The organism is Streptomyces sp. NPDC096132 (assembly GCF_044763345.1).
Classification (GTDB): Bacteria; Actinomycetota; Actinomycetes; order Streptomycetales; family Streptomycetaceae; genus Streptomyces.
Genome location: NZ_JBIWGA010000018.1, coordinates 208,757 through 232,448 on the forward strand (window position 1 = coordinate 208,757; position 23,692 = coordinate 232,448).

Sequence of the window (23,692 nt, forward strand, 5' to 3'; positions counted from 1 at the left end):
GAGATTCTTGCATACTCTGCAAAATATTTTGACGCTGCACTTAGTGCAGTGACTGCATTACGTGGTGACATGGGTCACACGGTGACGGATCCGGTGACTCCAAGCCCGACCGTCCGCCGTCGGAAATCCGCGTCACACCCGGGCCGGACATCGATTTTCCGCGTTCTGCCAGTCGTGGCTGGCCTGTTGACGCGTGAGACACGGAGGCTGTCCCCGATTGCAGTCGATCCGGCGCACGGCGTCATGGAGGGGAATTCTCGTGAACGGCACGACAAGGGCGGGGGCGCCCCAAGAGGGACGGACGGTCACGCTCGTCATGGCCTGTCTCGGCGTGTTCATCGCCTATCTGCCGGTGACCACCGTCTCGGTGAGCCTGCCGGCCATCCAGCGGGCGCTGCACACGTCCACGTCCCAACTGGCCTGGGTGACGGACGCGTTCGTCCTGTCCATGGCCGCGCTGATTCTGACCGCCGGGGTCTTCGGAGACGTGCACGGCCGTAAGAAGGTCTATCTCGCGGGTCTGGCGATGGCCGGAGGTGGGGCCGTCATCGCCCTGAGCGCGCAGTCCGTCGAGGTCCTGTGGGTGGGACAGGCGGTCGCCGGACTCGGCGCGGCGGCCCTCCTGCCGACCACACTGGCGCTGATCAGTCACGCCGTCCCCGACCACCGGGAGCGCGGTAAGTTCATCGGCCTGTGGGCGACCGCCCTGATGGCGGCCCTCAACCTGGGCCCGCTCCTGTCCGGAGTGATCCTCGAACACTTCGCCTGGCGCTGGATCTACCTCTTGCCCGTCCCGGTCTCGCTGATCGCCATCGTGGTCGCCGCACGTCTGGTGCCCGACTCCCGTGCCCCCGGCTCGCGACGCCTGGACTGGTCGGGCCAGCTCACCGGCATGGTGGCCATCACCGCGCTGGTCTACGGCGTCATCGAGGGTGGCGCCGACTCGTTCACCGACGTCAAGGTCCTGGTGGCGCTGGCGTTGGCGGTGATCTCCGGAACCGGCTTCGTCCTCGTGGAGCGACGCAGCGGCAGTCCGATGCTGGACCTCACGCTGTTCCGCAGCCCGGCGTTCACCGCGACCACCCTGGTGGCCATGATCACCTTCCTGGGGATGATCGGTTTCTTCTTCGTCCTGAGCCTGTTCTTCGGCATGGTGCAGCAACTCGACACCCTGGAAGCGGGCTACCGGCTCTTCATGATCACCTTCGGAGCGATCCTGGCAGGCATGCCGGCCGGGAAGCTGATGCACCGGTTCACGCCGCGGACCCTGATCACCGCCGGCCTGCTCCTCGTCGCGGCCTCGCTGCTGTCCCTGATCGGCATCGACGCCGACGTCTCCTTCGCCTCCCTCGCCTGGCGGCTGTTCCTGCTGGGAGTCGGCCTCGGCATCGTCATCACGCCCATGACGGCCACCGCGGTTGCCGCCGTGCCGCACCACCAGGCGGGCATGGCGTCGGCGGGCAACAACGCCTTCCGGCAGGTCGGCGGCGCACTCGGGCCTGCAGTGCTGGGCACCCTGCTGACCACCAGGGCAACCGACTCCCTGCCCGGCCACCTCACCGACGCCGGACTCCCCGGCGCGACAGTGCACCAGGTCACGGCTGCCGTGGACGCCGGTGGTCTGGGCGCCGTCGCCCGTATGGACCTGGGCGCGAACGCCGGGCGTGCCCTCGGCGCCCTCTCGGAAGCGTTCCTCGACGGACTGAGGCTGTGCATCGGTGTGTCCGCCGGCCTGGTGCTGTTCGCCGCCCTGGTCGGTGTCGTCCTGCTGCGTCCGCGGTCGGCCACGACATCTCCCGGCGCATCGAACGCTCCGTCTCAGGTCGCCGGGGGAGGGGAGTCCGGAAAGCTGCCCGATCCGGTCCGGTAGGGCACGGACGGGACGGCCTGCCGAAGGCGCTCCAGGAGGAGTCGCCCCCGGCAGTCCGCAGGCCGCACACCGGTGCGACCCTGGGCATCTGTGTCATGTTGCCGGTCGGATCATCGCGGCGTCCGGCGCCTTGCGAGCGCGCGTGACAGGTACCTCGCGCGCCCGACCGGGGACATGACACGGCACCCTGAGCACACGGCCCGCGTGGGCCGTGTGCTCAGGCTGCTGCGGGGTGCGCACGGGCTCGGCCCGCTCGTCCGGACGGGTGCCGCGCATCGACACCGGGGTGAACAAGGACCACTTGGAGTACGGCGTGCTCGACTCGCTCGACCTCAAACTGCTGCAGGCTCTGCAACTGGACGGCAGGGCACCTTTCAATCGCATCGCGGAGGCGCTGGGCGTGTCCGACCACACCATCGCGCGCCGCTTCCGGCGGCTGCGCGACACCGTGCGCCTACGGGTGCTCGGTATCACGGACGGCAGTCGACTCGGTCGTGACACCTGGATCGTCCGGTTGCGCTGCACCCCCGACATCGCACCGCAGTTGGCGGACGCGCTGGCCCGGCGTCCGGACACCGCCTACCTCGGCCTGATCTCCGGCGGGACGGAGGTGATGTGCGGGATGAAGCCGCGCAGTCGGCAGGAACGCGACGAACTGCTCTTCGGACGACTCCCGCGCTCACCGAGCGTCATCTCGGTGAGCGCCCACTGCGTGCTGCGTCACTTCTACGGCGGTCCACTCAGCCTGCCGAGCAAGATCGACGCCCTCGGGCCCGAAGAGGCGGCTGCGTTGCGGCCGTCCTCCGTGGACGGCGCCGGAACGCCTGTCACCCTGGACCAGGCCGACGAGACGCTCCTGGCCGTACTCCGACGCGACGGACGCGCTCCGCTCACCGAGCTCCAGGCAGCCACGGGCCTGTCGGAGGGAGTGGTGAGGCGACGCCTCGACCGCCTTCGCTCCACCGGCGTCCTCTACATGGACGTCCAGTTCGATCACGAACCGCTCGGCCGAACGGTGGAGGCGATGCTCTGGCTCACGGTGGCGCCCGCAGCGCTCGCCGCCGTCGGCAGCGCTCTCGCGGGACACCGGGAGGTGCGCTTCGCCGCGGCCACCACCGGTCAGGCCAACGTCGTGGCGGCGACCCTGCACCGCGACACGGCCGAGCTGTACACCTACCTCAGCGACAGGATCGGAGCGCTCGAGGGCGTCCAGTCCATCGAGACCGCGCTCATTCTGAGGCAGGTCAAGGAGTACACCTACGAACCGAACCGCTGATAAGTCATCGATCATTATGCCTGAAAGAGAATCATTTGACCCTCTCGGTGAGGGTATGGGTGTGATGGAAACGCTCAAACTCTGCTGTACAGTCAGTCTTATGAGTGACGGTGCCGCGGATCGCGGTTCGCTGGTGAACGACGAGGGTGTCGTGCTGTTCGGCGACCTCCTGCGGCTGGTGAACACCATCGGTGACCGGGCCTCGCGCGTCATGCGCGAGGCCACCGGGCTCACCGGTACGGAGTTCGAGGTCCTGCTGCGGCTGGCCCGCCACCCGCAGAACCGCACCACGAACGCCCGCCTGGCGCAGGAGCTGTCCGTCGACTCCGGTGGGCTGACCCGACTGGTCGCCCGGATGGAGACCGCGGGGCTGCTGACGCGGCATCCGCACCCTGACGACAAACGGGCAATGCTGCTGGAACCGACCGACCGCGGCCGGGAACAGCTGACACGCGCACTTGAGGCCCACGTTCCGCAGGTCACTGCGGATCTGCTGGAGCCGCTCACCAGGGTCGAGCGGCTCATTCTGCGAGAGCTGGTCAGCAAGGTGCTGGCGAACGATGCCCGAGGCCGGCAGCAGGCGGCGCCGGGGTCATGCACGGCCCAGGCGGCGCACCCGGACTCACCCATGTGAAAGAGACGAACGGAGACACCCCGTGAAGATCCTCCTGATCGGCGCCACCGGCATGGTCGGCTCGCGCATCGCCGCGGAAGCGCTGACCCGTGGACACGAGGTGACCGCGGCGACCCGCTCGGGTCGTTCCGGCGACCTGCCGGAGAACCCCGCGCTGACCACGGTGACCCTCGACGCCTCGGACCCCGGCCAGGTGGCCAAGGGCGCCGCCGGTCACGACGCCGTGGTCTCGGCGATCTCCCCGGCCCGCGACGGCTCCGTCGACCCGGCGGTGTCGCTCCTGGCGACGTACCGCTCCCTGATCGAGGGACTGCGCACGGCGGACGTACGGCGGTTCCTGATCGTCGGCGGGGCGGGCAGCCTCCAGACCCCCTCGGGTGTGGACCGGGTGGACACCCCGGACTTCCTCGACATCTACAAGCCCGAGTCGCGTGCCCTTCGCGAGGTCCTGCGGCTGTTCCGGGCTGAGGTGACCGACCTCGACTGGACGTACCTCTCCCCGGCGGACGAGATCGGCCCCGGTGAGCGCAAGGGTGTGTTCCGGCTCGGCGGTGACCAGATGCTGTACGCGCCCGACGGCAGCAGCACCATCAGCGCCGAGGACTTCGCGGTCGCGCTGGTCGACGAGCTGGAGAAGGGCGACGCGATCCGTCGCCGTATCACCGTGGCCTACTGACGGCCGCTCAAGGCGCGGACGGGAGAAAGGGGCGCCGCCGCACGGGCTTCAGGCGTTCGACGTGGGGCTCCGCGCAGGCCCTCGGCGTAGTGTGCCGCCATCAGGGCACGGCCTTTCCTGGTGCGGCTCCGCGCGCGACCGCCCGGGCCCGGGGCGCCCCGCGCATCGGCACAACCCACAGGTCCCCCGGGGTCCGGAGTGGCACAGCACTCCGGACCCCGGGGGACCTGCGCGTGCGGCCAAAACGCTCCTCCTGGGATGCGGACCGCTCTCGCCGTACGTGAGTGAGCCTTCGGGGCGCTGATCGTGATCATGGCGACCGGGCCACGGCGGCCGTCAGCTGTGCCGAAGCGCCGAGCGCCCCGTTCGCGGTCGGCGGGCCGACGACATTGCGCCGCACGCAACGTTCACGCCACCTCAAGGATCCCCCGCGCGGTTCCGGCATACGGACCAATCGCGTTGTGGCCCTCGCGCGGCCACTCCTAACTTCGGCTCCGGGAATTCGCACAGCGTCTCCGGGAGGATTCCAAATGAGTCTTGAGGTAACTTCCCTCGGATATCTCGTCATCACCGCCGAGGATGTCGCGGCATGGCGGACATTCGCCGAATCCGTCCTCGGAATGCAGGTCGGCCGGTCGCCTGACGGGTCCGACGACGGAAGTCTCTATCTCCGAGTCGACGAGCGGAGTTGGCGCGTCGCGGTGCAACCGGGCGCCGACGGCGGACTGACGGACATCGGACTCGAGGTCTCCAGCCGCGAGGCGTTCGAGAACCTGCGCAAGCGGCTCTCGAACAGCGGGATCGAAATCGAGGACGAGCCGCGACTCGCCGAGCGGAGGGGCGTACTGGACGTGTTCAGGACGCGTGATCCTTCCGGGCACCCGGTCGAGTTCTACTACGGCGGGAAGAGCGACCGCGAGCCGTTCGTCTCGCCGCGGGGAGCCCGGTTCGTGACCGGCCCGCTGGGACTCGGGCACGCGGATCTCTTCGTCGACGAGTACGAACGGGTCCGCGACTTCTACGTCGGCACCCTGGGATTCCAGGTCCGGGACGTCCTGGTGATGGGGGAGCCGTGCTCCTTCACCTCGCCCAACCCGCGGCACCACACGGTGGCGTTCGTGTCGATTCCGGGCGTGCCGCCGATGCTGCAGCACTTCATGCTTGAGGTCGACGACCTGGACACCGTCGGACGGGCGCTCGACCGAGTCCAGGACAACGACGTACCGCTCAGCCTGAGCCTCGGGCGGCACACGAACGACCACATGCTCTCCTTCTACTGCGAGAGCCCCTCGGGAGTGAAGGTCGAATACGGCTGGGGCGGCCGTCTCGTCGGCGGAGACCACAACACCGGGTACTACCCTCGATCATTCACGTGCGCGCGTCAGCCTGAGGTGATCGGTCGGGGTTGAGGATTCGTCCTGGTTCGTCCTTCGGGTGGTGGTGACGTTCCGGCCGTGTGTCGTCACGGGTGGTCGTCGGTTTCCACGGGCCGAGGACGGGGCGGGTCTCCTCCTTCCGGGATCGGGATGGGGGTCGGTGGGGTGGTGGTCAGCCGGGGGCGGGCAGGGCCTGGACGGCGTCCCAGGCGTCGACGATGTCAGTGGATGCGGGCCAGGCGGGGTCGAGTTTCAGCTCGCGGCTTCGGGCGTGGCCGGCGAGTTTCGCGGGGACGTCCAGGAGTCGGGTGCGCAGGGTGGCGAGCTTGGCCCGGGCGAGTCTGCCTTCGGGGGCCAGGAGTTGGAACCAGCGGGCGAGGTCGGTGGCCAGGGCGAGGAGGGTCCACCAGGCTTGGTTGACCTTGAAGTAGCGGGAGGGCATCAGGTTGAGGGAGAGGGCCTTGCCGCGTCGGATGCCGGCCTCGACGTGGGTGTGGGAGCGGGCTCGGGCCTCGAGGAACTGCAGTTGCCCGCTGGTGGTGTTGGTGGCGATGGCCTGGTAGCGGTAGTCGGTCTTCTTCTCGTACGGCTTGAGCTCGCGTTCGTACTTGGGGTGGATGGGTTCGCGGCGCACGATCACCCGCATCCCTTCCGGCCAGCCGGTCAGGTCGAGCATGTCGGTGATCTCGACGGGGCCGGCGTCCTTGCGCGGCTTGCCCTTGTGGTCCAGGGCCGGCGTCCACGCGGTGGCCGGGACCTTGGCCAGGGCCTTCCAGAAGTCGTCGCCGCGGGTGTGCCCGACGGAGTACTCCCAGCGGTTGGCCGCGTTGCCGCCGCCGGAGGTGATCCAGGCGAGGAACTCTCGTGTCGCCCCGGCGCCGTCGGTGCGGAACAGGACCCGGCGCCGTCGGCGGGTGGGCAGCTGACGCAGGCCCTCGATACTCACCGAGATGTGGTCATCGGCGGTGTTGGAGCCGGCCGATCCCGGTCGCAGCCGGTTGACCAGGAGTTCTTCGGTGTTGTCGCAGAACATCAACAGCGGGTGGTGGCCATATCCCTTGAAGTTGGGCTCGGCGCCCTCCTTGTCGGAGTGCGCCGGGATGACCGAGGCGTCCAGGTCCAGCACGGTGATCCCGGTCGGCTCCCGCCCGTTGACCTTGATCCGGGGAAAGCCGCCCGGGCGCAGGTCGAGCTGCTCGTGGACGTGGACACGGGTCCGGGCCCGCGCGGAGGCGATCTTCGTCAGCTGGACCGATCCGATCGCCTCCAGGGTCCGCCACAGCGTGGACGCCGAGGCCGGGCGGCCCAGGACCAGCGAGGTCTGGCGCATCATGTCGATCCCGGCCATCGACCGCGCGCCCAGCAGGACCGCGCAGGCCGCCGAGACCAGGACGGTTGCCCGGTCATGGACGGGGCGGAAGTCCCGCCGCACCAAGGCAGCCCCGAGCGCGTCGGTCAGCCCGACCTTGTCCGCCAGACGCCGCACCGGCACGATGCCCGCCTTGCCCACCAGCTTCTTCCCGCTCGCGGACAGCGACAGATCATCGGCCCACTCTGTACGCTTCGACACCGGAAGGGTGCCTCCCCTGCACGTGATCCAGTCCTAGAGAAGCTGAATCATCGCAGGTCGGAAGCACCCTTTCTTCATGATGTGACCGACTGTCACTACGACACCGGGCGCCATGAATTCGTGAGGTCGGTTTGCTGATCACCGTGGTGACCACGGCACGGCACGGCCCGGCGTGACGCCGAGTGAAGGCGCTCTGGCGGACGAAGGCGGTTCTTGCGGGCATGGCCCCGAGGACCGCATCGCCGGTTCCGAGGAGGACCTCGCCCTTCAGGATCAACGGAACGGCCGGTATGGGTGAGATTGATCTTGAACGGTGAGAGGACTCCGGCGGTGCTGTCGGCAGTGCTCTGCCGCTGCGGGTGCTCTGCCGCGGCGGGACAGCCGCAGGTCAGCCCTCGTGGGGCTGGGCCTGGAGCCGTTCGCGGAGGTCGATCTCCTCAATACACCCCGCACCGGCGAACTGGACCGGCCCGGCTACCGGGCCAACGGCCGGGACCGCTGCTGCCTTCGAAGGGTGTGCGCCTGGAGGCGGCTACCGGCCTCGTCGCCCGGGTCGCCGCACTCCCGGCGATCGCCGGGAGTGCTGACGGACGCCGGCTGCACCGAACCGCGCCATGGCGGCGGGCCGTTGCACTCCGGGCGGCTCAGCGCCGAGATCCGAGACGGCGTACCGAGAGAAGCGGGTGTGTTTCACTGGTCGTATGGCTACCGGAGCGACGCGGATCCGGCCGGTCGGGGGTGACGGCCGCACACGAGAACAGGACGTGCTGTCCGCCGTCCATGTCCCGTGGCGGCTGGAGCCCCGGGAGCCGGGTGATTGCCGGCCGGGCGGTGGCGAGATCGGGTGGATGCGCGCCCACGAACTGACGCGGTCCCGGATCGTGGAGTCCTCGGCGGCTCCGGTGGGCGGGCGGCGCGGGCCGGAGGAGATCGCGCGTACCGAGCACGAATGGATCGTCGCCCTGATCCAGCTCCGGGGACGCATGGTCATCGGTGGTGGCGAAGAGCCGGTGGAACTCCGGCCGGGTGGCGTCGTGGTGTGGGACAGCACGGCACCGGCCTGGTTCGACATCAAGAAGAAGGACCACAAGCGCAGTGTCTTCTTCCCGCGCGAGTTCCTCTCCTTGCTGTGCCCGACTCTCGACGCCCGCCCCATGGTCGAGCTGCCGTCCGCGGACCCGGCTGTCGGCCTGTTCCGGGCGGTGACGGCCGATGTGGCCCGCTACGCGCCGGATCTGGACGACACGGGTCGGCACGCCTCGTCCCGCGCCCTCGCCGAACTGCTGGTGGCATGTCTGCGGCCGCGGGTGCTGCATGGGCGGGCGGCGCTTCAGGCCGCGCTGTTCAAGCGTGCCTGTGCCCATGTCGAGGGACGGCTGGAGGACCCGGATCTGAGCCCCGGGGTCCTGGCCGCCGAACTGAAGGTGCCGCTGCGCACCCTCCAGGACGTGTTCGCCCAGCGAGGCCACACGGTGCGGGGATACGTCAAGGCCCTCCGTCTCGGCCGCGCCCATGCGGAGCTGAGCCGAGCCGACGGCCGCGGTGTCACCGAGATCGCCTTCGCCGTCGGGTTCGCCAACGCCGGACACTTCAGTCGCTCGTTCCACGAACGCTACGGCGCGAGCCCACGCGAGGTGCGCGCGACGGCCCTCAGCCGGCAGCGCCGAGGTGCTCCGTGAAGAAGGCGACGGCCGCCTCCGCCGCCCGGTCGAAGGCAGGGGCGTCACGGTAGACGTCGAAGTGGCCGCCGCGGAGGCTGACGTACTTCTTGGGCTCGTGGGCGCGGGAGTACGCGGCGAACTGGAGTTCCGGCGGGCAGACGAGGTCGTCCTCCGCGACGATCATCAACATGGGGGTGGGGCTGACGCGCTCGATGAGCAGGCCCGGTTCGTAGCCGGTCAGCAGCTCCATACTGCGGAGAGTCACTTCGTTGCGATAGGTGGGCAGGTCGTTGTGCGTCTGGACGAACTCCCAGGAGTCCGGGGTCGGCAGGGCGGCCGGGGCGGTGGGGTCGGGGGAGGCCACGGGGATCATCGCGGGAGCCTCGCCCGCCATGCGCGCCCTGCGGTCGGCCCGCTGGAAGGCTGCCGCGGCGGCGAGCGCCGGCGCGGGCACCAGCCGCTGGCCGCATTCGCGGCCGCTGACCATGGGCACCTGGGCGACGATGGCGCGCACACGGCGATCCTGGCCGGCGAGGACGATCACATGTCCGCCGGAGAGGCTGGAGCCCCAGGCCCCGATGCGCTCCAGGTCGGTCTGCGGCAAGGTCTCCGCGAAGGTCACGGCGTCGCTGTAGTCGCGCATCTGCAGGAGCGGGTCGATCTCCTGGCGCGGGGTGCCCTCGCTGGTGCCGAGGTTGCGGTGGTCGTAGACGACGGCGGCCAGGCCGGCCGCCGCGAACCGTTCGGCCAGGTCGGGCAGGCGTCCGCCCTCCTTGACGCCGGAGAGGCCGGTGGCCATGACCACGGTGGGGAAAGGACCGGGGCCCTCGGGTACGTAGTGCCAGCCGCGCAGCAGAGTCCCGTCGGTGGTCCGGAATTCGATGTCGTTTCGCATGGCTCCGAGCATGGACGGGGTCGGCAGGCGGTGCTGCTCCTGACGCGCAACCGCATGTGCGCTCACGCGCAACACCCGCCACCGCGGGAGTGCGATGTTCCTGGCCGGGCATCGCGGCGAGCTGGTCCCGGCTGAGATGTTGGCGGACATGTACCCGTCGGTGAACGGGCGGCCGAGCATGCCGCACACCCCCCCAGGAGAGCCGGTTCGGCGGGACCTTGTCCGGTTTCACCCGCCCCAGCCGGAACCCGGCGATGTCGTCGACCCGCTGCGACGCGCCCTTCATCGTGGTGCACGCGGTCCGCGTCGGCGGCCGGCGCATCCGCTTCAGAGCACATCGCGGTACACGTCATCCAGGAAGCCAATCTCACCGATACTGGCTGTTCGGTTGGTCCCCAAGACCGGTCCTGGCCGCTTCCCGAAGCGGCGCCGGGCACGGGCGGGGCCGGGTGCCGGCGCTGCCTCGGTGTGGTCGGCCCCGGCCTCGGAGACCTCCACCGCGGGCCGCGGTCCTACGGCGGCGGCGGTGCCGTCGAGCCGCGGGGGGTGAGCGAGGGGGTGGCGACCTGGTGGGACGCGGGTTCCTCGTCGGCGATGACCGCGAACAGGGTCCGGGCCACGTCGGCGCCGAACCCGTGCACGTCGTGGCTCATCGCTGACAGCGGCGGGTGGGTCAGCCGGCACAGCTGGGAGTCGTCCCAGGCGAGCAGGGAGAGGTCACGCGGCACCGAGACGCCCAGTTCCGCGGCGACCGCGGCTCCCGCGACGGCCATGATGTCGTTGTCGTAGAGGATGGCCGTCGGACGGTCGGTCATGAGCAGCAGCGAACGGGTGGCGCGCGCTCCTTCCTCGCCCTCGTAGCCCGTGGCGATCTGGAGGTCGTCGGCGAGGCGCAGGTCCCGCGCGGCCTCGGCGAACGCCTTCGCGCGGATGGCGCTGTGGCCGAGCCCGGTGGGTCCGCCGACGCGGGCGATGCGGCGATGGCCGAGCGCCGCCAGATACCGTACGGCCTCGGTGGCGGCGGTGGCGTCGTCCGTCCACACCGAGGTGAATCCGCCTGTCAGCGAGGGGTGGCCGACCGCCACCGCGGGCAGCCCGACGGCGCGCAGTGCGGGGACGCGAGGGTCGTTCTCGCGGAAGTCGACCAGGATGGACCCGCCGATCTGCCTGCCCCGCCACCATCTCTGCTGCAGCGCGATCTCCTCGTCCACATCCCGCACCAGGTGCAGCAGGAGCGAGCAGGACCGCTCGACCAGCACGCTTTCGACCCCGGAGATGAACTCCATGTAGAAGGGTTCGAGACCGAGCAGGCGGGCCGGTCGGCAGATCGCCAGCCCGATGGTGTCCACCTCGGCGCCGGAGGACAGGCTGCGGGCCCGTACGTTGGGCGTCCATCCCAGTTCCCGGGCCGCCTGGAAGATGCGGTCCCGGGTGGTGACGGACAGCCCGGGCCTGTCGTTGAACGCGAGCGACACCGCGCCCTTCGACACGCCGGCCAGGGCGGCGACGTCCTTGATGGTGACGCGTTGCGGGGGTGCGCTCACGACGGTTCCACACAGAAGATCGCCGCACGGGCCTGTCCGGCGTCGGGCTCGGCCCAGCCGCCGACGCGGATTCTGCTCTCCTCGCCGGGGAGCAGGGTGACGAGGCCGGTGTCGGACACGGCGTCGGGGGCGAGCCGGTCGGGTTGCAGAAGGAGGTCCCTGACGAGAGTGCGTGCGCTGACCACGACGTCGACTGTATCGGCAGCACCGGGGACTGACTCCACCCGTACGTCGAAGTCCGGGCGCACGTAGGGGAACTCACGGTCCGGTACGGGGAAGTGCACCGCGCGCAGCCCGTCCACGTCCGCGACCAGGAACTCCCCGTCCAGCCCGAGCAGGTCCGCGGACAGCGGCGTCCGGACGGCGTCACGGGCCACCACCTCGACGGTGAGCGGCACCCGGGCCGTCACCGTTCCGTCGGCGGCAGTCCTGCGTACGGTGACCTCGGCCCGCCAGGGGACGGCCGCCTGGTTGACCAGGCAGAGCGCGACGCCGTCCGCGGTGGGCTGGAGGGTGAGCAGCCGGTCGGCGTACAGGCGGCGCAGCTCGTGGTGGAGCGGCTTGAGCCGTCCGTCGCCGTCGACGGCCGACCAGGAGCTGACCGGCCAGCAGTCGTTCAGCTGCCAGACGACGGTGCCCGCGCACAACGGCCAGTGGGAGCGCCAGTGCTCGATGCCCGCGGCGACGGCCCGGGCCTGGACGAGCTGGGTCAGATAGTGCCAGCGGTCGAAACCGGCCCCGGTGCCCCTCGGGAGAGCGAAGTGACGGGCGACCCCGCGGTCGAGTTTGCCGTTGCCGTCCTCGGCCTTCTGGTGGTGGAGCATGCCGGGCGAGTCGGGGGCGAGGTCCTCACCGGGCAGGGCACGTCGCAGGGTGGCCAGGGCGGGCGGCGCCTGCCAGCCGAACTCGGCGACGAAGCGGGGCACGCTGTCGCGGTACTCCGCGTAGTCCCGCCGGTTCCACACCTCCCAGGAGTGGTGGGTGCCGTGGGCCGGGTCGTTGGGGTGGTGGTCCCAGGAACCGGACCAGGGGCTGCCGGCCGTGTACGGCCGGGTCGGGTCCAACTCGGCGACGACGCGCGGCAGCAGGTCCAGGTAGTACCCCCCGCCCCAGGAGCCACCGGCGAGTTCGGTCTCCCAGCCCCAGTCCCTGAAGCCCCACAGGTTCTCGTTGTTGCCGTTCCACAGCACCAGCGAGGGGTGCGGCATCAGCCGTACGACGTTCTCCCGGGCCTCGGCCTCCACCTCGCCGCGCAGCGGCTGTTCCTCGGGGTAGGCGGAGCAGGCGAACAGGAAGTCCTGCCAGACCATGAGCCCGAGTTCGTCGCAGACGTCGTAGAAGGCGTCGTCCTCGTAGATGCCGCCGCCCCAGACGCGCACGAGGTCGACGTTGGCGTCCGCGGCCTGGGTGAGGCGGTGCCGGTAGCGCTCCGGGGTGACGCGGGAGGGCAGGATGTCGTCGGGGATCCAGTTCACGCCGCGCGCGAAGAGGCGTACCCCGTTGACGACCAAGGTGAAGCCGGTGCCGTACTCGTCGGGAGTGCGGTCCAGTTCGATGGTGCGGAAGCCGATCCGCCGCCGCCAGGTGTCCAGTGTGTCGTCGCCGTCGGTGAGGGTGACCGTCAGGTCGTACAGCGGCTGCTTCCCGTACCCGCGGGGCCACCACAGCTCCGGATCGGGAACGTCCAGCACGAGCAGGGCGTGCCCGTCCGAGACGGTGACCTCGGTGTCCGTTCCGGCCACCGACGCCCGCGCGGTCAGGAGACGTCCGGTGGCGCCGCCCGCGCGTTCCACCGTGAGGTGGATCTCGACACGGCCCTGTGCCCCGGTGACCGTGACGACGGGCCGGGCCTGCGCGATCCGGGCGGTCGACCAGTGCTCCAGACGCGCGGGCCGCCAGATTCCGGCAGTGACGACGGTGGGGCCCCAGTCCCAGCCGAAGCTGCACGCCATCTTGCGGATGTACTGGGAGGGCTCGGGATAGACGTTCGGCCGGTCGCCGACCGTCTTGCGTACGGCCTCCGCCTCCTCGCGGGCCGGAGTGAAGCGCACCTGGAGTTGTCCGGTGCGGCCGGTGACGTTGAAGCGGTGGGTGCGGTGCATGTTGCGGGTCCGGCCGAGCACCTTGCCGTCGAGGGTGATCTCGGCCGCGGTGTCGAGGCCTTCGAAGACCAGGTCCGTGCGCTCGTGCGCGGTCTCGGCCGTGAGGTGGGTGGTGTAGGCCCAGGCCTGGTCGCCGACCCAGGAGATCTCGCGCTCGTTGGTGCCGATGAAAGGGTCGGAGATGATCCCCGCGGCCAGCAGGTCGGTGTGCACGCAGCCCGGTACCCGGGCGGGCAGCACCGTGTCCTCGTGGCGCAGCCCCCACCCGTCGCTGAGCAGGGTGACGTCCTTCATGTGCGGCTCCCCTCACTTGAGGCAAGGTCGGTTCTGGTGACGGCCCAGCCAACCTAGCTGTCCGTTCGAGTGGTGTCTATAAACCGGTCTAGTCCTCGTTGATGTGATGCTATTCGATCCTTTTCTTGCCTTTTGGCCGATGGAGTAGCTGCTTTGTGCAGCACTTAAGTAACAATTAGGTATCGCGATCTGACCGAAAGCTTTACCGGTTCAATCCCTCGGTGCCATAGTGCCGACAGCCCAAAGGCGGGCCTGAGCCGCACATCTGGAAGGAGCTGCGCATATGGCGAGGAAGACGCTCGCCGTCGCCGCGCTGATCGCCGTCACGGCGCTCACGGCGACGGGATGCACGGGGGCGGCGGCGACGAAGGAGGGGTCCGCCACCGCGGCGAAGGACCCGGACAGGGTGTCCGGCACCATCACGGTCCTGACCCACCGCACGGACCTCGTGCAGAACGGCACGATGAAGAAGTACGCGGCCGCGTTCAACAAGACCTATCCCAGGGTGACGGTGAAGTTCGAGGGCATCACCGACTACGAGGGTGAGGTCAAGATCCGTATGAACACCGAGAACTACGGTGACGTGCTGATGATCCCGAACGCGATCGCAAAGAAGGACTACGCCTCGTTCTTCGCCTCGCTCGGCAGCGCATCCGAGCTGAGCGAGAAGTTCCGTTTCACCGGCAACACGACCGTCGACGGCAAGGTGTACGGCCTCGCCACCGTCGGCAACGCCAACGGGTTCGTCTACAACAAGGCGGTCTGGAAGAAGGCCGGAATCACCGACTGGCCCACCAGCCCGCAGGAGTTCCTGACCGACCTCAAGGCCATCAAGACCAAGACCGGTGCGGTGCCCTACTACACGAACTTCAAGGACCAGTGGCCGCTGACCGCAGGCACGGCCAGCATCGGTTCGGTCAGCTGTGACGCCGAGGCCAACGACAAGCTGGCGACCTCCACCGCTCCCTGGGCCGAGGGCAGCGACCTCAACGTCATCGACTCCCTGCTCTACGACGTCGTCCACGACAAGCTCGCGGAGAAGGACCCCACGACCACCAACTGGGAGAACTCCAAAGGGCTGATCGCACGCGGCGAGATCGCCACCATGCAGCTCGGCTCGTGGGCCATCACGCAGATGCAGGACGCGGCCGAGACCGCCGGCACGAACCCCGACGACATCGGTTTCCTTCCGTTCCCGGCGCAGAAGGACGGCAAGTTCTGCGCGATCACCTCCTCCGACTACCAGCAGGCGGTGAGCCTGCACTCCGAGCACAAGCCGGCCGCGCGCGCGTGGATCGACTGGTTCACCGAGAAGTCGGGCTTCGCCCGGAACGAGGGTTCGATACCGACGGCGAAGTCGGGCGCCCTGCCCGACACCCTGAAGCCGTTCGAGGACAACGGTGTCACCCTCCTCGAACAGTCCCAGGCCAAGAGCGCCGAGGTCAACGCCATCGACAACGCCGCAGAGATCGGCCTGGCCAAGCCCGACTACCGGCAGAAGCTGGTCGACATGGCCCGAGGTGTCCAGAGCGGAAGCCTGGAGGACTACTTCGCCGAACTCGACAAGAAGTGGAGCGAGGCGCAGAAGACCACGGGTTCCTGACGGAGTGCGGCGCACGGGCCCGGCGACGGCCTATCCGGCCGGGCTCGACCGAGTCCGCGGACGACCGAAAGGCCGACATGACCCACACCGCACACACGCCCACCACACGTGTGGCCAAGGAGAGCGCCGCCCCTCGCACGACACCCCGGAAGGCGACGAAGAGCCCCCGTCCCGGCCGCGGAGTCCTGCGCAGGGCCACCCCCTGGCTGTTCCTGCTGGTCCCGCTGGCCCTGCTGATCACGTTCACCTACGTGCCCGTGGCGAACATGATCTATTACAGCTTCACCGACTGGGACGGTGTCAGCCCCGAGATCCACGTCGTCGGAACGGGCAACTACACCGAACTCTTCACCCGGCCCGAGCTGTTCCGGGTGTTCCTGGTCAGCTTCTACTACCTGGCCGCCTCCGTCGTACAGATCGTCATCGCCCTGTACTTCGCGACCGTTCTCAGTTTCAACCTGCGGCTGCGCAACCTCTTCAAGGGCATCCTGTTCTTCCCCTACCTCGTCAACGGCGTCGCCATCGGCTTCGTGTTCCTGTACTTCTTCCAGGACGGCGGCACCCTCGACTCGGTGCTGTCCTGGTTCGGTGCGGGCACCGACCACGCCTGGCTCGGCGACCCCACCTCCGCGAACGTCTCCCTGGCGGGCGTCTCCGTCTGGCGCTTCACCGGCCTGAACTTCGTGCTCTTCCTGGGGGCGATCCAGTCGATCCCCGGTGAGCTGTACGAGGCGGCCGAACTCGACGGAGCCACCCGCCGGCACCAGTTCCGGTATCTGATCGTGCCGAGCATCCGGCCGGTGATCAGCCTGAGCGTGATCCTCGCCGTGTCCGGATCGCTGTCTGTGTTCGAGATCCCCTACATCATGACCGGCGGTGCCACCGGCACCACGACCTTCGTCATCCAGACGGTGAAGCTCGCGTTCCAGTTCAACAAGACGGGTCTGGCCTCGGCCGCGGCCGTCGTCCTGCTCCTGATCATCCTGCTGATCACCTGGATCCAGCGCCGCCTGGTGCCCGACGAGAAGGTGGATCTCGTATGACCACCAACACCGTGGGCAGCCGACGCCCCCGCGGCCTCGGCACGGTCCTGATCTATCTGTCGTTGGTCGCCGCCTCGTCGGTGGTACTGGTCCCCCTGGTCGTCGTGTTCCTGACCTCGCTGAAGACGTCGAGGGAGGTGACGGAGGGGGGAGGAGCGTTCCGGCTTCCCCACGACTGGCTCAACTGGTCCAACTACAGCACCGCGTTCCGCGACGGACACATGCTGACGGCGTTCGGGAACACCGCCTTCATCCTGCTGTTCTCCATCACCGGCACCGTGGTGATCGGCTCGATGACCGCGTACGCCATCGACCGGTTCGGCTTCCGCGGCAAGAAGCTCGTCATGGGGCTGTTCCTCGTCGCCACCCTGGTGCCCGGCGTGACCACGCAGGTGGCGACGTTCCAAGTGGTCAACAGTTTCGGCCTCTTCGACACCCGGTGGGCGCCGATCCTGCTCTACATGGGCACCGACATCGTGTCCATCTACATCTTCCTGCAGTTCATCCGCTCCATCCCCGTCTCCCTCGACGAGGCCGCGAGGCTGGACGGCGCGAACGCCCTCAGCATCTATTGGCGGATCATCTTCCCGCTGCTCAAACCGGCGATCGCCACCGTCGTCATCATCAAGGGCATCACCGTCTACAACGACTTCTACATCCCCTTCCTCTACATGCCCTCCGAGGACCTGGGCACCATCTCCACCGCCCTGTTCCGCTTCAAGGGCCCCTTCGGCGCCCACTGGGAGGCCATCTCGGCCGGCGCGATCCTCGTCATCGTGCCCACCCTCGTCGTCTTCCTCTTCCTCCAGCGTTACATCTACAACGGGTTCGCACGGGGCGCCACGAAGTGAACGGGCGCGGCTCCACGACCGGACGCGTGACCGCGCCCGCCTGACCGGTTCACGGTGCTACTTCCACGACGCCGCGCCCCGCAGCCCACGGCGGACCCGATGCCTGGTCCACGTCGGCCGGGACAGTGAGGGCCGTTCACCCACCCCACCGCAGTGAGTGGTTTCCATGAGCAGGGCTACCCACGTCAAAGGAGACGTCCATGCCCAACCCACCCCTGAACCGTCGCGCGTTCGTCCTCCTCGGCGCCTCGGTCGCCGTCGCAGCGGGTTCCCAGCTGTCGAAAGCCGTCGCCTCACCGTCGTCCCGGACATCCGCCGACGTGCCGACGCAGGTCCGGCTCGTCGACGACAGGGCGAACCCCGCCACCCGTTCCCTGTTCGCCTTCCTGAAGCGCCAACAGGGCAAGGGCATCCTCTTCGGCCACCAGCACGACCTCACCTACGGCTTCACCTTCGGCACTCCGAACGGCAGAGCGTCCGACACCGAGGCGGCGGTGGGCGACCATCCCGCGGTCTTCGGCTGGGACACCCTCATCCTCGACGGCGGTGAGCGGCCCGGCGTCGAGGGCGGAACCCACGCCGAGAACATCGCCGCGCTCAGCCGGGTCATCAGGCAGGGCGACGCCCGTGGCGGCATCAACACCCTCAGCGCACACATGCCGAACTTCGTCACCGGCGGGAACTTCAACGACATCGCAGGTCGAGTGGTCGGCCGGATCCTTCCCGGAGGCGCGCAGCACGCGCGGTTCACCTCCTTCCTCGACCGCATCGCCAAGGCGGTCAAGGGCGCGCGCCGAGCCGACGGCACCGAGATCCCCGTGATCTTCCGTCCCTTCCACGAGAACAACGGCGGCTGGTTCTGGTGGGGCGCGGGCCACACCACCTCGGCGGAGTACATCGAGCTGTACCGCTACACCGTCGAGTACCTGCGCGACACCAAAGGCGTCCACAACCTGCTCTACGCCTACTCGCCGAACCAGAGCTTCGGAGGCGACCCGACCGGCTACCTCAGGACCTATCCTGGCGACCAGTTCGTCGACATCCTCGGCTACGACGCCTACGACGATTCGGCCGGCTCGGCCACCTGGCTGAACGGCTTGGTGAAGGACCTGGCCATGGTGGTTCGGCTGGCGAACGAGCGGGGCAAGGCACCGGCCCTCAGCGAGTTCGGGGAGAGCGGCACCGAGGGACGCGACGTGAAGTGGTTCACCCGGTTGCTGGCCGCCGTCAGGTCGGACCCGCTGGCCCGTCAGGCGACGTACATGCTCACCTGGGCCAACTTCGGAGGCACCAACCGCGCCTATGTGCCCTACTCGGGCCATCCGCTGTGGGCGGACTTCGTGTCGTACTACGAAGACCCGTACACCGTTTTCGCCGACGATCTGCGGGGGGTGTTCTCCACACGCACCACCTCCGTCAGGAACGACCCGTTCCTGCACCTGGTGACCCCCACGGACCGGCAGCGCGTGACGACATGCAGGACCACCGTGCGGCTGCGGGTCACACCGGCGCGGGCGAGCCGCGTCACCTGGGCCGTGAACGGCGGACGCCCCAGACCGCTGCGCCTCGACGCCGACGGCTTCCACTCGGGCGTCTGGTCGGTCGACCCGGCCTGGCTGGACAACCGCAAGGCCGACGTCACGGTGAGCGCACGGGTGGACGGCAGGACGCTCACCGACTCGGCCGTGGTGCTCCTCGGCGAGGTCGCGCCCCTGCCCAACGGGTGGGTGGACGACTTCGAGGGCTACGCCGGGGACGACGTCAGCCTCAGCGAGGCCTACAGTCACGTCAACTCCAACGTCACCACCCTGTCCAGCGAGCACAAGGCCGCGGGCTCCTACGGGTTGGCCTACGCCTACGACTTCACCAGCGCCGAGTACACCGGCATCGGCAGGTCCGTCGACGCCGACTGGTCCGCCTTCACCACCATGGCGCTGTGGCTCCAGGGCGACGGATCGGGAAACGGCGCGACGCTCCAGATTGTCGCGGACGGCGCCTATTTCGAGTACGGGGTTCCGCTGTCCGGCACCACCGGGCAGCGGTTCCAGGCACTCTTCAGCGACTTCAGACCCGCCCCCTGGGACACTGCACACGCCGACGCTCTGCTCGACGCGGCTCATCTCGCCAAGGTGACGGCGTTCAACCTGTACCTCGGCCATGGCACCAGCGGGGCGCTCAAGGGGGTCGTGTACGTGGACGACATCAGGGCCCTGTGACCCTGAGGGGCCCGACGGACCCGTACGAGCGGGGCGGTTGTCCCTGGCCTGACGACCTCGGTCCGCCCCAGGCCACCCACTCCGGGCGTCGACAGGGGACTGTCGCCCTGGGCGCCGCACGGTCGTATCGACCACCCGGGACCATCGGGAAGCGGGCTCGACGTGGGTACCGACGTCCCCCTCTCCGTGTGGCAGGGGCAACTGCACGGAGAGGGGCCGGACTTGAGGGGAGGCGTCCGTCGGCGCGACCTGTGCGGGCGCTTTCGGGAGAGGTCCGGCTCGTCGGGCCGGGAGAAGCTAGGCAGGGGTGCGGGTGGCCGTCCCGGCTTCGCTGTCGGCCGGCACGTCCGCCGGCAGTTCGGTCGTGACGCTCTCTAGGGCCGTCCCGTTCGTGTTGCGGGTCATCGCGAGCGGGATCAGCAGCACGAGAAGGAAACCGCCGAAGGCGAACCACGCTCCCGAGAACCCGACGGCGGTGAACGCTGCCACGGCGATGTAGGGGCCCGCCACTCCGCCGAGGTCGCCGAGCGCGGAGGACACGGAGGCGCCCCGGTTGCGGATCCTGGTGGGGAAGTGCTCGGCGGTGATCAGGTTCAGGATGGGAGTGCTGAAGCCGATCACCATTCCCATGGCCACCCAGGCCACGACGATCAACGCGGTGGTCGGGAAGATCCCCATGAGGATGATCAGCACCGCGCTGGCGGCCGTCATGGCCGCCAGTGAGTGCTTGCGGGGGAACATGTCGGTGACGGTGAACGCCAGCAGTGCACCGATGACGACACCCACGCTCAGGCCGATCGAGAGCGCGATGCTCTCGGCGATGTCGAAGCCGCGTCTGGTCAGCAACTCGACGCCGAGTCCGAGTACGGACTTCACCGGAACCTGGAAGCCGAACCAGATCAGGGCGAAGAGGACGGTCCAGCGCAGGTTGGGGGGCTGGAACAGTTTCCAGGTCTGACCGGTCTCCTTCGCGTCCAGGGCGGTGCCGGGCCGCGCGGTCTGTCGAGTGTCGACCGGCGGCAGTTCGCCGGATATCCGGCTGCGTACGTGGTCCTCCGCCTTGCGGACGACCTTCTCCGCCTCGTCGGCACGGCCGTGGGTGACGAGCCAGCGTGGCGACTCCGGCATCATGCGGTACCCGGCCAGGTAGATCACCGCTGCCAGGGCCGGGATCGCCAGCATGATCCGCCAGCCGGCGTCGAACGCGGGCACCACCGCGAGGCCGATGAACGGCACGCTGGCCAGTCCGGCCATTCCGGGGATGACGGCCGTAGCCACGTGACGGCCACGTCGGGCGGCGGGGGAGAGCTCGCTGAGGTAGGAGCCGATGGTGATCGCGGCCGCCGCGGAGCCCATGTTGGCCAGGAAACGCGCGCCGGTGAACACCGTCAGGGACGGGGCGAACGCGCTGACCAGTGAGCCCGCTCCGCAGAGCAGGACCCCGGAGAACAGGGCGGCGCGACGGCCCCTACGGTCGGACAGGTAGCCGCTGCTGAGCGTACCGAGCAGAGTGCCCCAGAGGCCCAGGCTGATCACCCTGGCGCCGTCGCCGAGCGAGGCATTGAACTGGTCCAGAGCGCCTGGGAGCGCGATCCCGATGTTCACGCCCTCGAAGTAGGCGAAGAAGAACCCGGCGCCCAGCATGAACAGCAGGGACTTCGGGTGAGGCCAGATGGGCAGGCGGTCCAGTCTCGCCCCGACCTCGGACTCGGTGATGGCCATTGTTCGATCTCCCTATGTCCTCATCGTTTCTCAGATTTTTCGCTTGTCGAAACTTCTTCGGAGATTAGTGACGGTGAAATCCCCCGTCAAGATGTGCGAAAGCGGAAAACGGGTCCTCGGCTTCCGGTCACGAGTCGCCTCCGTCGCCCGGCGATGCCGCGGCCCGGGGCGAGCGGTCCGGCCGTACGGTCTCAGTAGCCCCGGTTCTCGTAGTCCTCGCGGGTGACCGGCTCTCCCGGCAGTGCAACGAACGTGCCGTCGACGCGAAGGCCGGACATGACCATGGCCAGCAACCGGCGGTGAGCGCCCTCCGGGAGGGTCGATGGGCGGAGGCCCGCGAGCATGGCGACCGCCATGGCCACGTCGCCCACGCCGACGTCCGCACGCAGAGTCCCCTCGGCTCGGGCCTCGCACACGATCTCCCCGAAGAGGTCCAGCAGGCGCCGACGTCCGGCCAGGACTTCGGGCGTCTGCAGCTCGGCGCGGGACCCGGCGCCGTGCAGGGTCGCGTCGATCGCGAGCTGCAGCGCGGCGGCCTCGGCCATCACCCGCTCCAGCACACTCCACGCGTCCGCCTCCGTGGCGCGCGCCTCGCGTATGCGGTGCATCGCCAGCTCCAGGCTGTCGAGCACGACCGCGCTCACCAGCGCCTCCCGGCTCGGGAACCTCCGGTACAGCGTCCCGACGCCCACCCTGGCGGCACGGGCCACATCCTGCATGGCCACGTCGAACCCGTACCGGCTGAACTGCTGACGGGCGGCCTGGAGGATCTGGTCGCGGTTCTGGCGCGCGTCGCCGCGCAGCCTCGTCGGCGTGGCTCCTGGCGGGTGCGTCCCCACGGTTCCTCCTTCGGTGGCCGGCCATCCCTCGACATCCGGGTCCAGCCTAGCTACCGTCAAGTGGACAGAATTCGTCCACTTAGAGATGGGGCCGCCCATGCAACGGACTTCCGACAGGACCTGTCCCGTAGTCCATCTGCCGGTACGCCGGGAGGACGGACTGGCACCCCCGCCGGACTACGCCGGGATGCTGGCACTCCAACCTGTCTTCCCCGCCACGCTGCACGACGGGCGTGAGGTCTGGGCCGTCGCACGGCACTCGGTCGTCCGTGAGGTGCTGAACGACGTCCGGTTCAGCACCGATCGCAGGCGGGAGGGCTATCCGCTGCTCAGCGCCAGCCAGCCCGCCCGGCGGCGCGACGTACCGCGCAACATCATCCCGATGGACCCTCCCGAGCATCCCGAGGCCAGGCGCGCGGTGACCCAGGAGTTCACCTTGCGCAGGATCAACCAGCTGCGACCGAGGATCCAGCAGGTGGTCGACGAGCGGATCGACCGACTGCTGGAGGCGACGCAGCCTGTCGACCTGTTCGAGGTTCTGGCACTGCCGGTCCCCTCGCTGGTCATCTGTGAACTCATCGGCGTGCCCTACCGCGATCACGCGTTCTTCGAAGACCGGTCGAGCCGCTTCCTCTCCGCTGCTGCTAGCCGGGAAGAACGCGCGGCGGCGGTCGAAGAGCTGCGGGACTACATGCACACCCTGGTCGCGGACAAGGAACGGAACCCCACCGAGGACCTGCTCGGCCGCCAGGCACGGGACGGCGCCGAACACGGCTACCTGGTGGAACTGGGTGTCCTGCTGCTGGTCGCGGGGCACGAGACCACGGCGAGCATGATCGGGCTCGGTACGCTCGCTCTTCTGCAGCGCCCCCACCTCTGGGAGGTCGTACGCACCGAACCCGACCGCGTCCCCGACGTGGTGGAGGAACTGCTGCGCTGGTTCACGATCGCCGAGAGGGTCACCGTCAGGGTGGCCATCGAGGACGTCGAGCTGTACGGCCGACAGATCAGGGCCGGGGACGGCGTCCTGCTGCTGACGAACGCTGCCAATCACGACCCCGAGGCGGTTGCGCACCCTGACGTGATCGACCCGGACCAGGCGAGCCGACAGCACCTCGCGTTCGGGTTCGGTCCCCATCTGTGCCTCGGCGCGAACCTGGCCCGTGCCGAGCTGGAGATCGCCCTGGCAACGCTGACCAGGCGGGTCCCCGGTCTGCGCCTGGCCGTGCCGGTCTCCGAACTGCGGTTCCGCCACGAGTCCAGCATCTTCGGTCCCCTGGAGATCCCCGTGCACGCCGGGACCGCCCGCTGAGCACCTCCACCAGTCGGTCCTTGTTTCTCCACGATGACGAGGCCTCGTCATCGTGGAGAAACAAGGACCGGTCCACGAAGAAGGCCCGGCGAGGGGCTCTCATGGATACGGGGTGGTGGGGGCGGGGCGCGCCCCCCCCCCGCGCCCCCCCCCCCCCCGCCCCCCCCCGGCCCCCCCCGCCCCCCCCCCGCGCCCCCCCCCCCCCCCC

17 protein-coding genes are annotated in these 23,692 nt (G+C 69.2%); 11 read left to right on the top strand and 6 right to left on the bottom strand.

Features of this window, described 5'->3' with window-relative positions; translation table 11 throughout:
• Positions 1–316: 316 nt before the first annotated feature.
• The 5 genes from ACIRF9_RS35660 (at position 317) to ACIRF9_RS35680 (ending at position 5,865) form a co-directional block, all read left to right on the top strand.
• Positions 317–1,870: an MFS transporter gene (locus ACIRF9_RS35660; RefSeq protein ID WP_403830925.1), complete on the top strand. Its 1,554-nt coding sequence runs from the start codon at positions 317–319 to the stop codon at positions 1,868–1,870.
• Between the two features lie 301 nt (positions 1,871–2,171).
• Positions 2,172–3,146, top strand: coding sequence for an Lrp/AsnC family transcriptional regulator (locus ACIRF9_RS35665; protein WP_403830927.1), 975 nt, complete (start codon positions 2,172–2,174; stop codon positions 3,144–3,146).
• Between the two features lie 100 nt (positions 3,147–3,246).
• Positions 3,247–3,780 carry a MarR family winged helix-turn-helix transcriptional regulator gene (locus ACIRF9_RS35670; RefSeq protein ID WP_403830871.1) on the top strand — a complete coding sequence of 178 codons (534 nt, stop codon included), beginning with the start codon at positions 3,247–3,249 and terminating at the stop codon, positions 3,778–3,780.
• 22 nt (positions 3,781–3,802) lie between these two features.
• On the top strand, positions 3,803–4,456 hold the full coding sequence (locus tag ACIRF9_RS35675) for an NAD(P)-dependent oxidoreductase (RefSeq protein ID WP_403830874.1): 654 nt from the start codon (positions 3,803–3,805) through the stop codon (positions 4,454–4,456).
• A 530-nt stretch (positions 4,457–4,986) separates the two neighbouring features.
• On the top strand, positions 4,987–5,865 hold the full coding sequence (locus tag ACIRF9_RS35680) for a VOC family protein (protein ID WP_403830876.1): 879 nt from the start codon (positions 4,987–4,989) through the stop codon (positions 5,863–5,865).
• Between the two features lie 139 nt (positions 5,866–6,004).
• Here the strand turns inward: ACIRF9_RS35680 and ACIRF9_RS35685 are convergent, their stop codons facing one another.
• Complete coding sequence (locus tag ACIRF9_RS35685) at positions 6,005–7,402, bottom strand: IS1380 family transposase (protein WP_403830879.1); 1,398 nt, start codon at positions 7,400–7,402, stop codon at positions 6,005–6,007.
• 701 nt (positions 7,403–8,103) lie between these two features.
• Between ACIRF9_RS35685 and ACIRF9_RS35690 the strand changes: the two genes are divergently transcribed.
• Complete coding sequence (locus tag ACIRF9_RS35690; RefSeq protein WP_403830881.1) at positions 8,104–9,081, top strand: helix-turn-helix domain-containing protein; 978 nt, start codon at positions 8,104–8,106, stop codon at positions 9,079–9,081.
• On the opposite strand, the gene ACIRF9_RS35695 is transcribed toward ACIRF9_RS35690, so the two are convergent.
• From ACIRF9_RS35695 to ACIRF9_RS35705, 3 genes are all read right to left on the bottom strand, one after another.
• Positions 9,053–9,958, bottom strand: a complete 906-nt coding sequence (locus ACIRF9_RS35695) for an alpha/beta hydrolase (protein WP_403830883.1) — start codon at positions 9,956–9,958, stop codon at positions 9,053–9,055. The two genes, ACIRF9_RS35690 and ACIRF9_RS35695, sit on opposite strands and share 29 nt — an antisense overlap.
• A 512-nt stretch (positions 9,959–10,470) precedes the next feature.
• Positions 10,471–11,502, bottom strand: a complete 1,032-nt coding sequence (locus tag ACIRF9_RS35700) for a LacI family DNA-binding transcriptional regulator (protein WP_403830886.1) — start codon at positions 11,500–11,502, stop codon at positions 10,471–10,473.
• Positions 11,499–13,898 carry a glycoside hydrolase family 2 protein gene (locus ACIRF9_RS35705; protein WP_403830888.1) on the bottom strand — a complete coding sequence of 800 codons (2,400 nt, stop codon included), beginning with the start codon at positions 13,896–13,898 and terminating at the stop codon, positions 11,499–11,501. The genes ACIRF9_RS35700 and ACIRF9_RS35705 overlap by 4 nt, the downstream gene beginning before the upstream one ends.
• Before the next feature lie 283 nt (positions 13,899–14,181).
• Here ACIRF9_RS35705 and ACIRF9_RS35710 point away from each other — a divergent pair, with 283 nt between their 5' ends.
• The 4 genes from ACIRF9_RS35710 to ACIRF9_RS35725 all read left to right on the top strand — a co-directional run bounded on the left by ACIRF9_RS35710 (position 14,182) and on the right by ACIRF9_RS35725 (position 19,611).
• Positions 14,182–15,501 carry an ABC transporter substrate-binding protein gene (locus ACIRF9_RS35710; RefSeq protein ID WP_403830891.1) on the top strand — a complete coding sequence of 440 codons (1,320 nt, stop codon included), beginning with the start codon at positions 14,182–14,184 and terminating at the stop codon, positions 15,499–15,501.
• A gap of 77 nt (positions 15,502–15,578) precedes the next feature.
• Positions 15,579–16,544 (top strand): carbohydrate ABC transporter permease, encoded by a 966-nt coding sequence (locus ACIRF9_RS35715; protein WP_403830894.1) that lies wholly within the window; start codon positions 15,579–15,581, stop codon positions 16,542–16,544.
• Complete coding sequence (locus ACIRF9_RS35720; RefSeq protein ID WP_403830897.1) at positions 16,541–17,395, top strand: carbohydrate ABC transporter permease; 855 nt, start codon at positions 16,541–16,543, stop codon at positions 17,393–17,395. Before ACIRF9_RS35715 ends, ACIRF9_RS35720 begins: the two co-directional genes overlap by 4 nt.
• A 200-nt stretch (positions 17,396–17,595) precedes the next feature.
• Positions 17,596–19,611, top strand: a complete 2,016-nt coding sequence (locus tag ACIRF9_RS35725) for a glycosyl hydrolase (RefSeq protein ID WP_403830900.1) — start codon at positions 17,596–17,598, stop codon at positions 19,609–19,611.
• Positions 19,612–19,908: 297 nt separating this feature from the next.
• Here ACIRF9_RS35725 and ACIRF9_RS35730 read toward each other — a convergent pair whose 3' ends face one another.
• Positions 19,909–21,333 (bottom strand): MFS transporter, encoded by a 1,425-nt coding sequence (locus tag ACIRF9_RS35730; RefSeq protein WP_403830902.1) that lies wholly within the window; start codon positions 21,331–21,333, stop codon positions 19,909–19,911.
• 191 nt (positions 21,334–21,524) lie between these two features.
• Positions 21,525–22,172, bottom strand: coding sequence for a TetR/AcrR family transcriptional regulator (locus ACIRF9_RS35735; RefSeq protein WP_403830905.1), 648 nt, complete (start codon positions 22,170–22,172; stop codon positions 21,525–21,527).
• A 97-nt stretch (positions 22,173–22,269) separates the two neighbouring features.
• Here ACIRF9_RS35735 and ACIRF9_RS35740 point away from each other — a divergent pair, with 97 nt between their 5' ends.
• Entirely contained in the window at positions 22,270–23,484 is a 1,215-nt protein-coding gene (locus ACIRF9_RS35740) for a cytochrome P450 (protein ID WP_403830907.1), read from the top strand.
• Positions 23,485–23,692: the final 208 nt, after the last annotated feature.

Excerpts from the sequence above, each read along its gene's own strand:
- ACIRF9_RS35660 (WP_403830925.1), top strand. The coding sequence starts at position 317 with ATGGCCTGTCTCGGCGTGTTCATCGCCTATCTGCCGGTGACCACCGTC.
- ACIRF9_RS35670 (WP_403830871.1), top strand. The coding sequence starts at position 3,247 with ATGAGTGACGGTGCCGCGGATCGCGGTTCGCTGGTGAACGACGAGGGT.
- ACIRF9_RS35680 (WP_403830876.1), top strand. The coding sequence starts at position 4,987 with ATGAGTCTTGAGGTAACTTCCCTCGGATATCTCGTCATCACCGCCGAG.
- ACIRF9_RS35690 (WP_403830881.1), top strand. The coding sequence starts at position 8,104 with ATGGCTACCGGAGCGACGCGGATCCGGCCGGTCGGGGGTGACGGCCGC.
- ACIRF9_RS35695 (WP_403830883.1), bottom strand. The coding sequence starts at position 9,958 with ATGCGAAACGACATCGAATTCCGGACCACCGACGGGACTCTGCTGCGC.
- ACIRF9_RS35705 (WP_403830888.1), bottom strand. The coding sequence starts at position 13,898 with ATGAAGGACGTCACCCTGCTCAGCGACGGGTGGGGGCTGCGCCACGAG.
- ACIRF9_RS35710 (WP_403830891.1), top strand. The coding sequence starts at position 14,182 with ATGGCGAGGAAGACGCTCGCCGTCGCCGCGCTGATCGCCGTCACGGCG.
- ACIRF9_RS35715 (WP_403830894.1), top strand. The coding sequence starts at position 15,579 with ATGACCCACACCGCACACACGCCCACCACACGTGTGGCCAAGGAGAGC.
- ACIRF9_RS35720 (WP_403830897.1), top strand. The coding sequence starts at position 16,541 with ATGACCACCAACACCGTGGGCAGCCGACGCCCCCGCGGCCTCGGCACG.
- ACIRF9_RS35725 (WP_403830900.1), top strand. The coding sequence starts at position 17,596 with ATGCCCAACCCACCCCTGAACCGTCGCGCGTTCGTCCTCCTCGGCGCC.
- ACIRF9_RS35730 (WP_403830902.1), bottom strand. The coding sequence starts at position 21,333 with ATGGCCATCACCGAGTCCGAGGTCGGGGCGAGACTGGACCGCCTGCCC.
- ACIRF9_RS35740 (WP_403830907.1), top strand. The coding sequence starts at position 22,270 with ATGCAACGGACTTCCGACAGGACCTGTCCCGTAGTCCATCTGCCGGTA.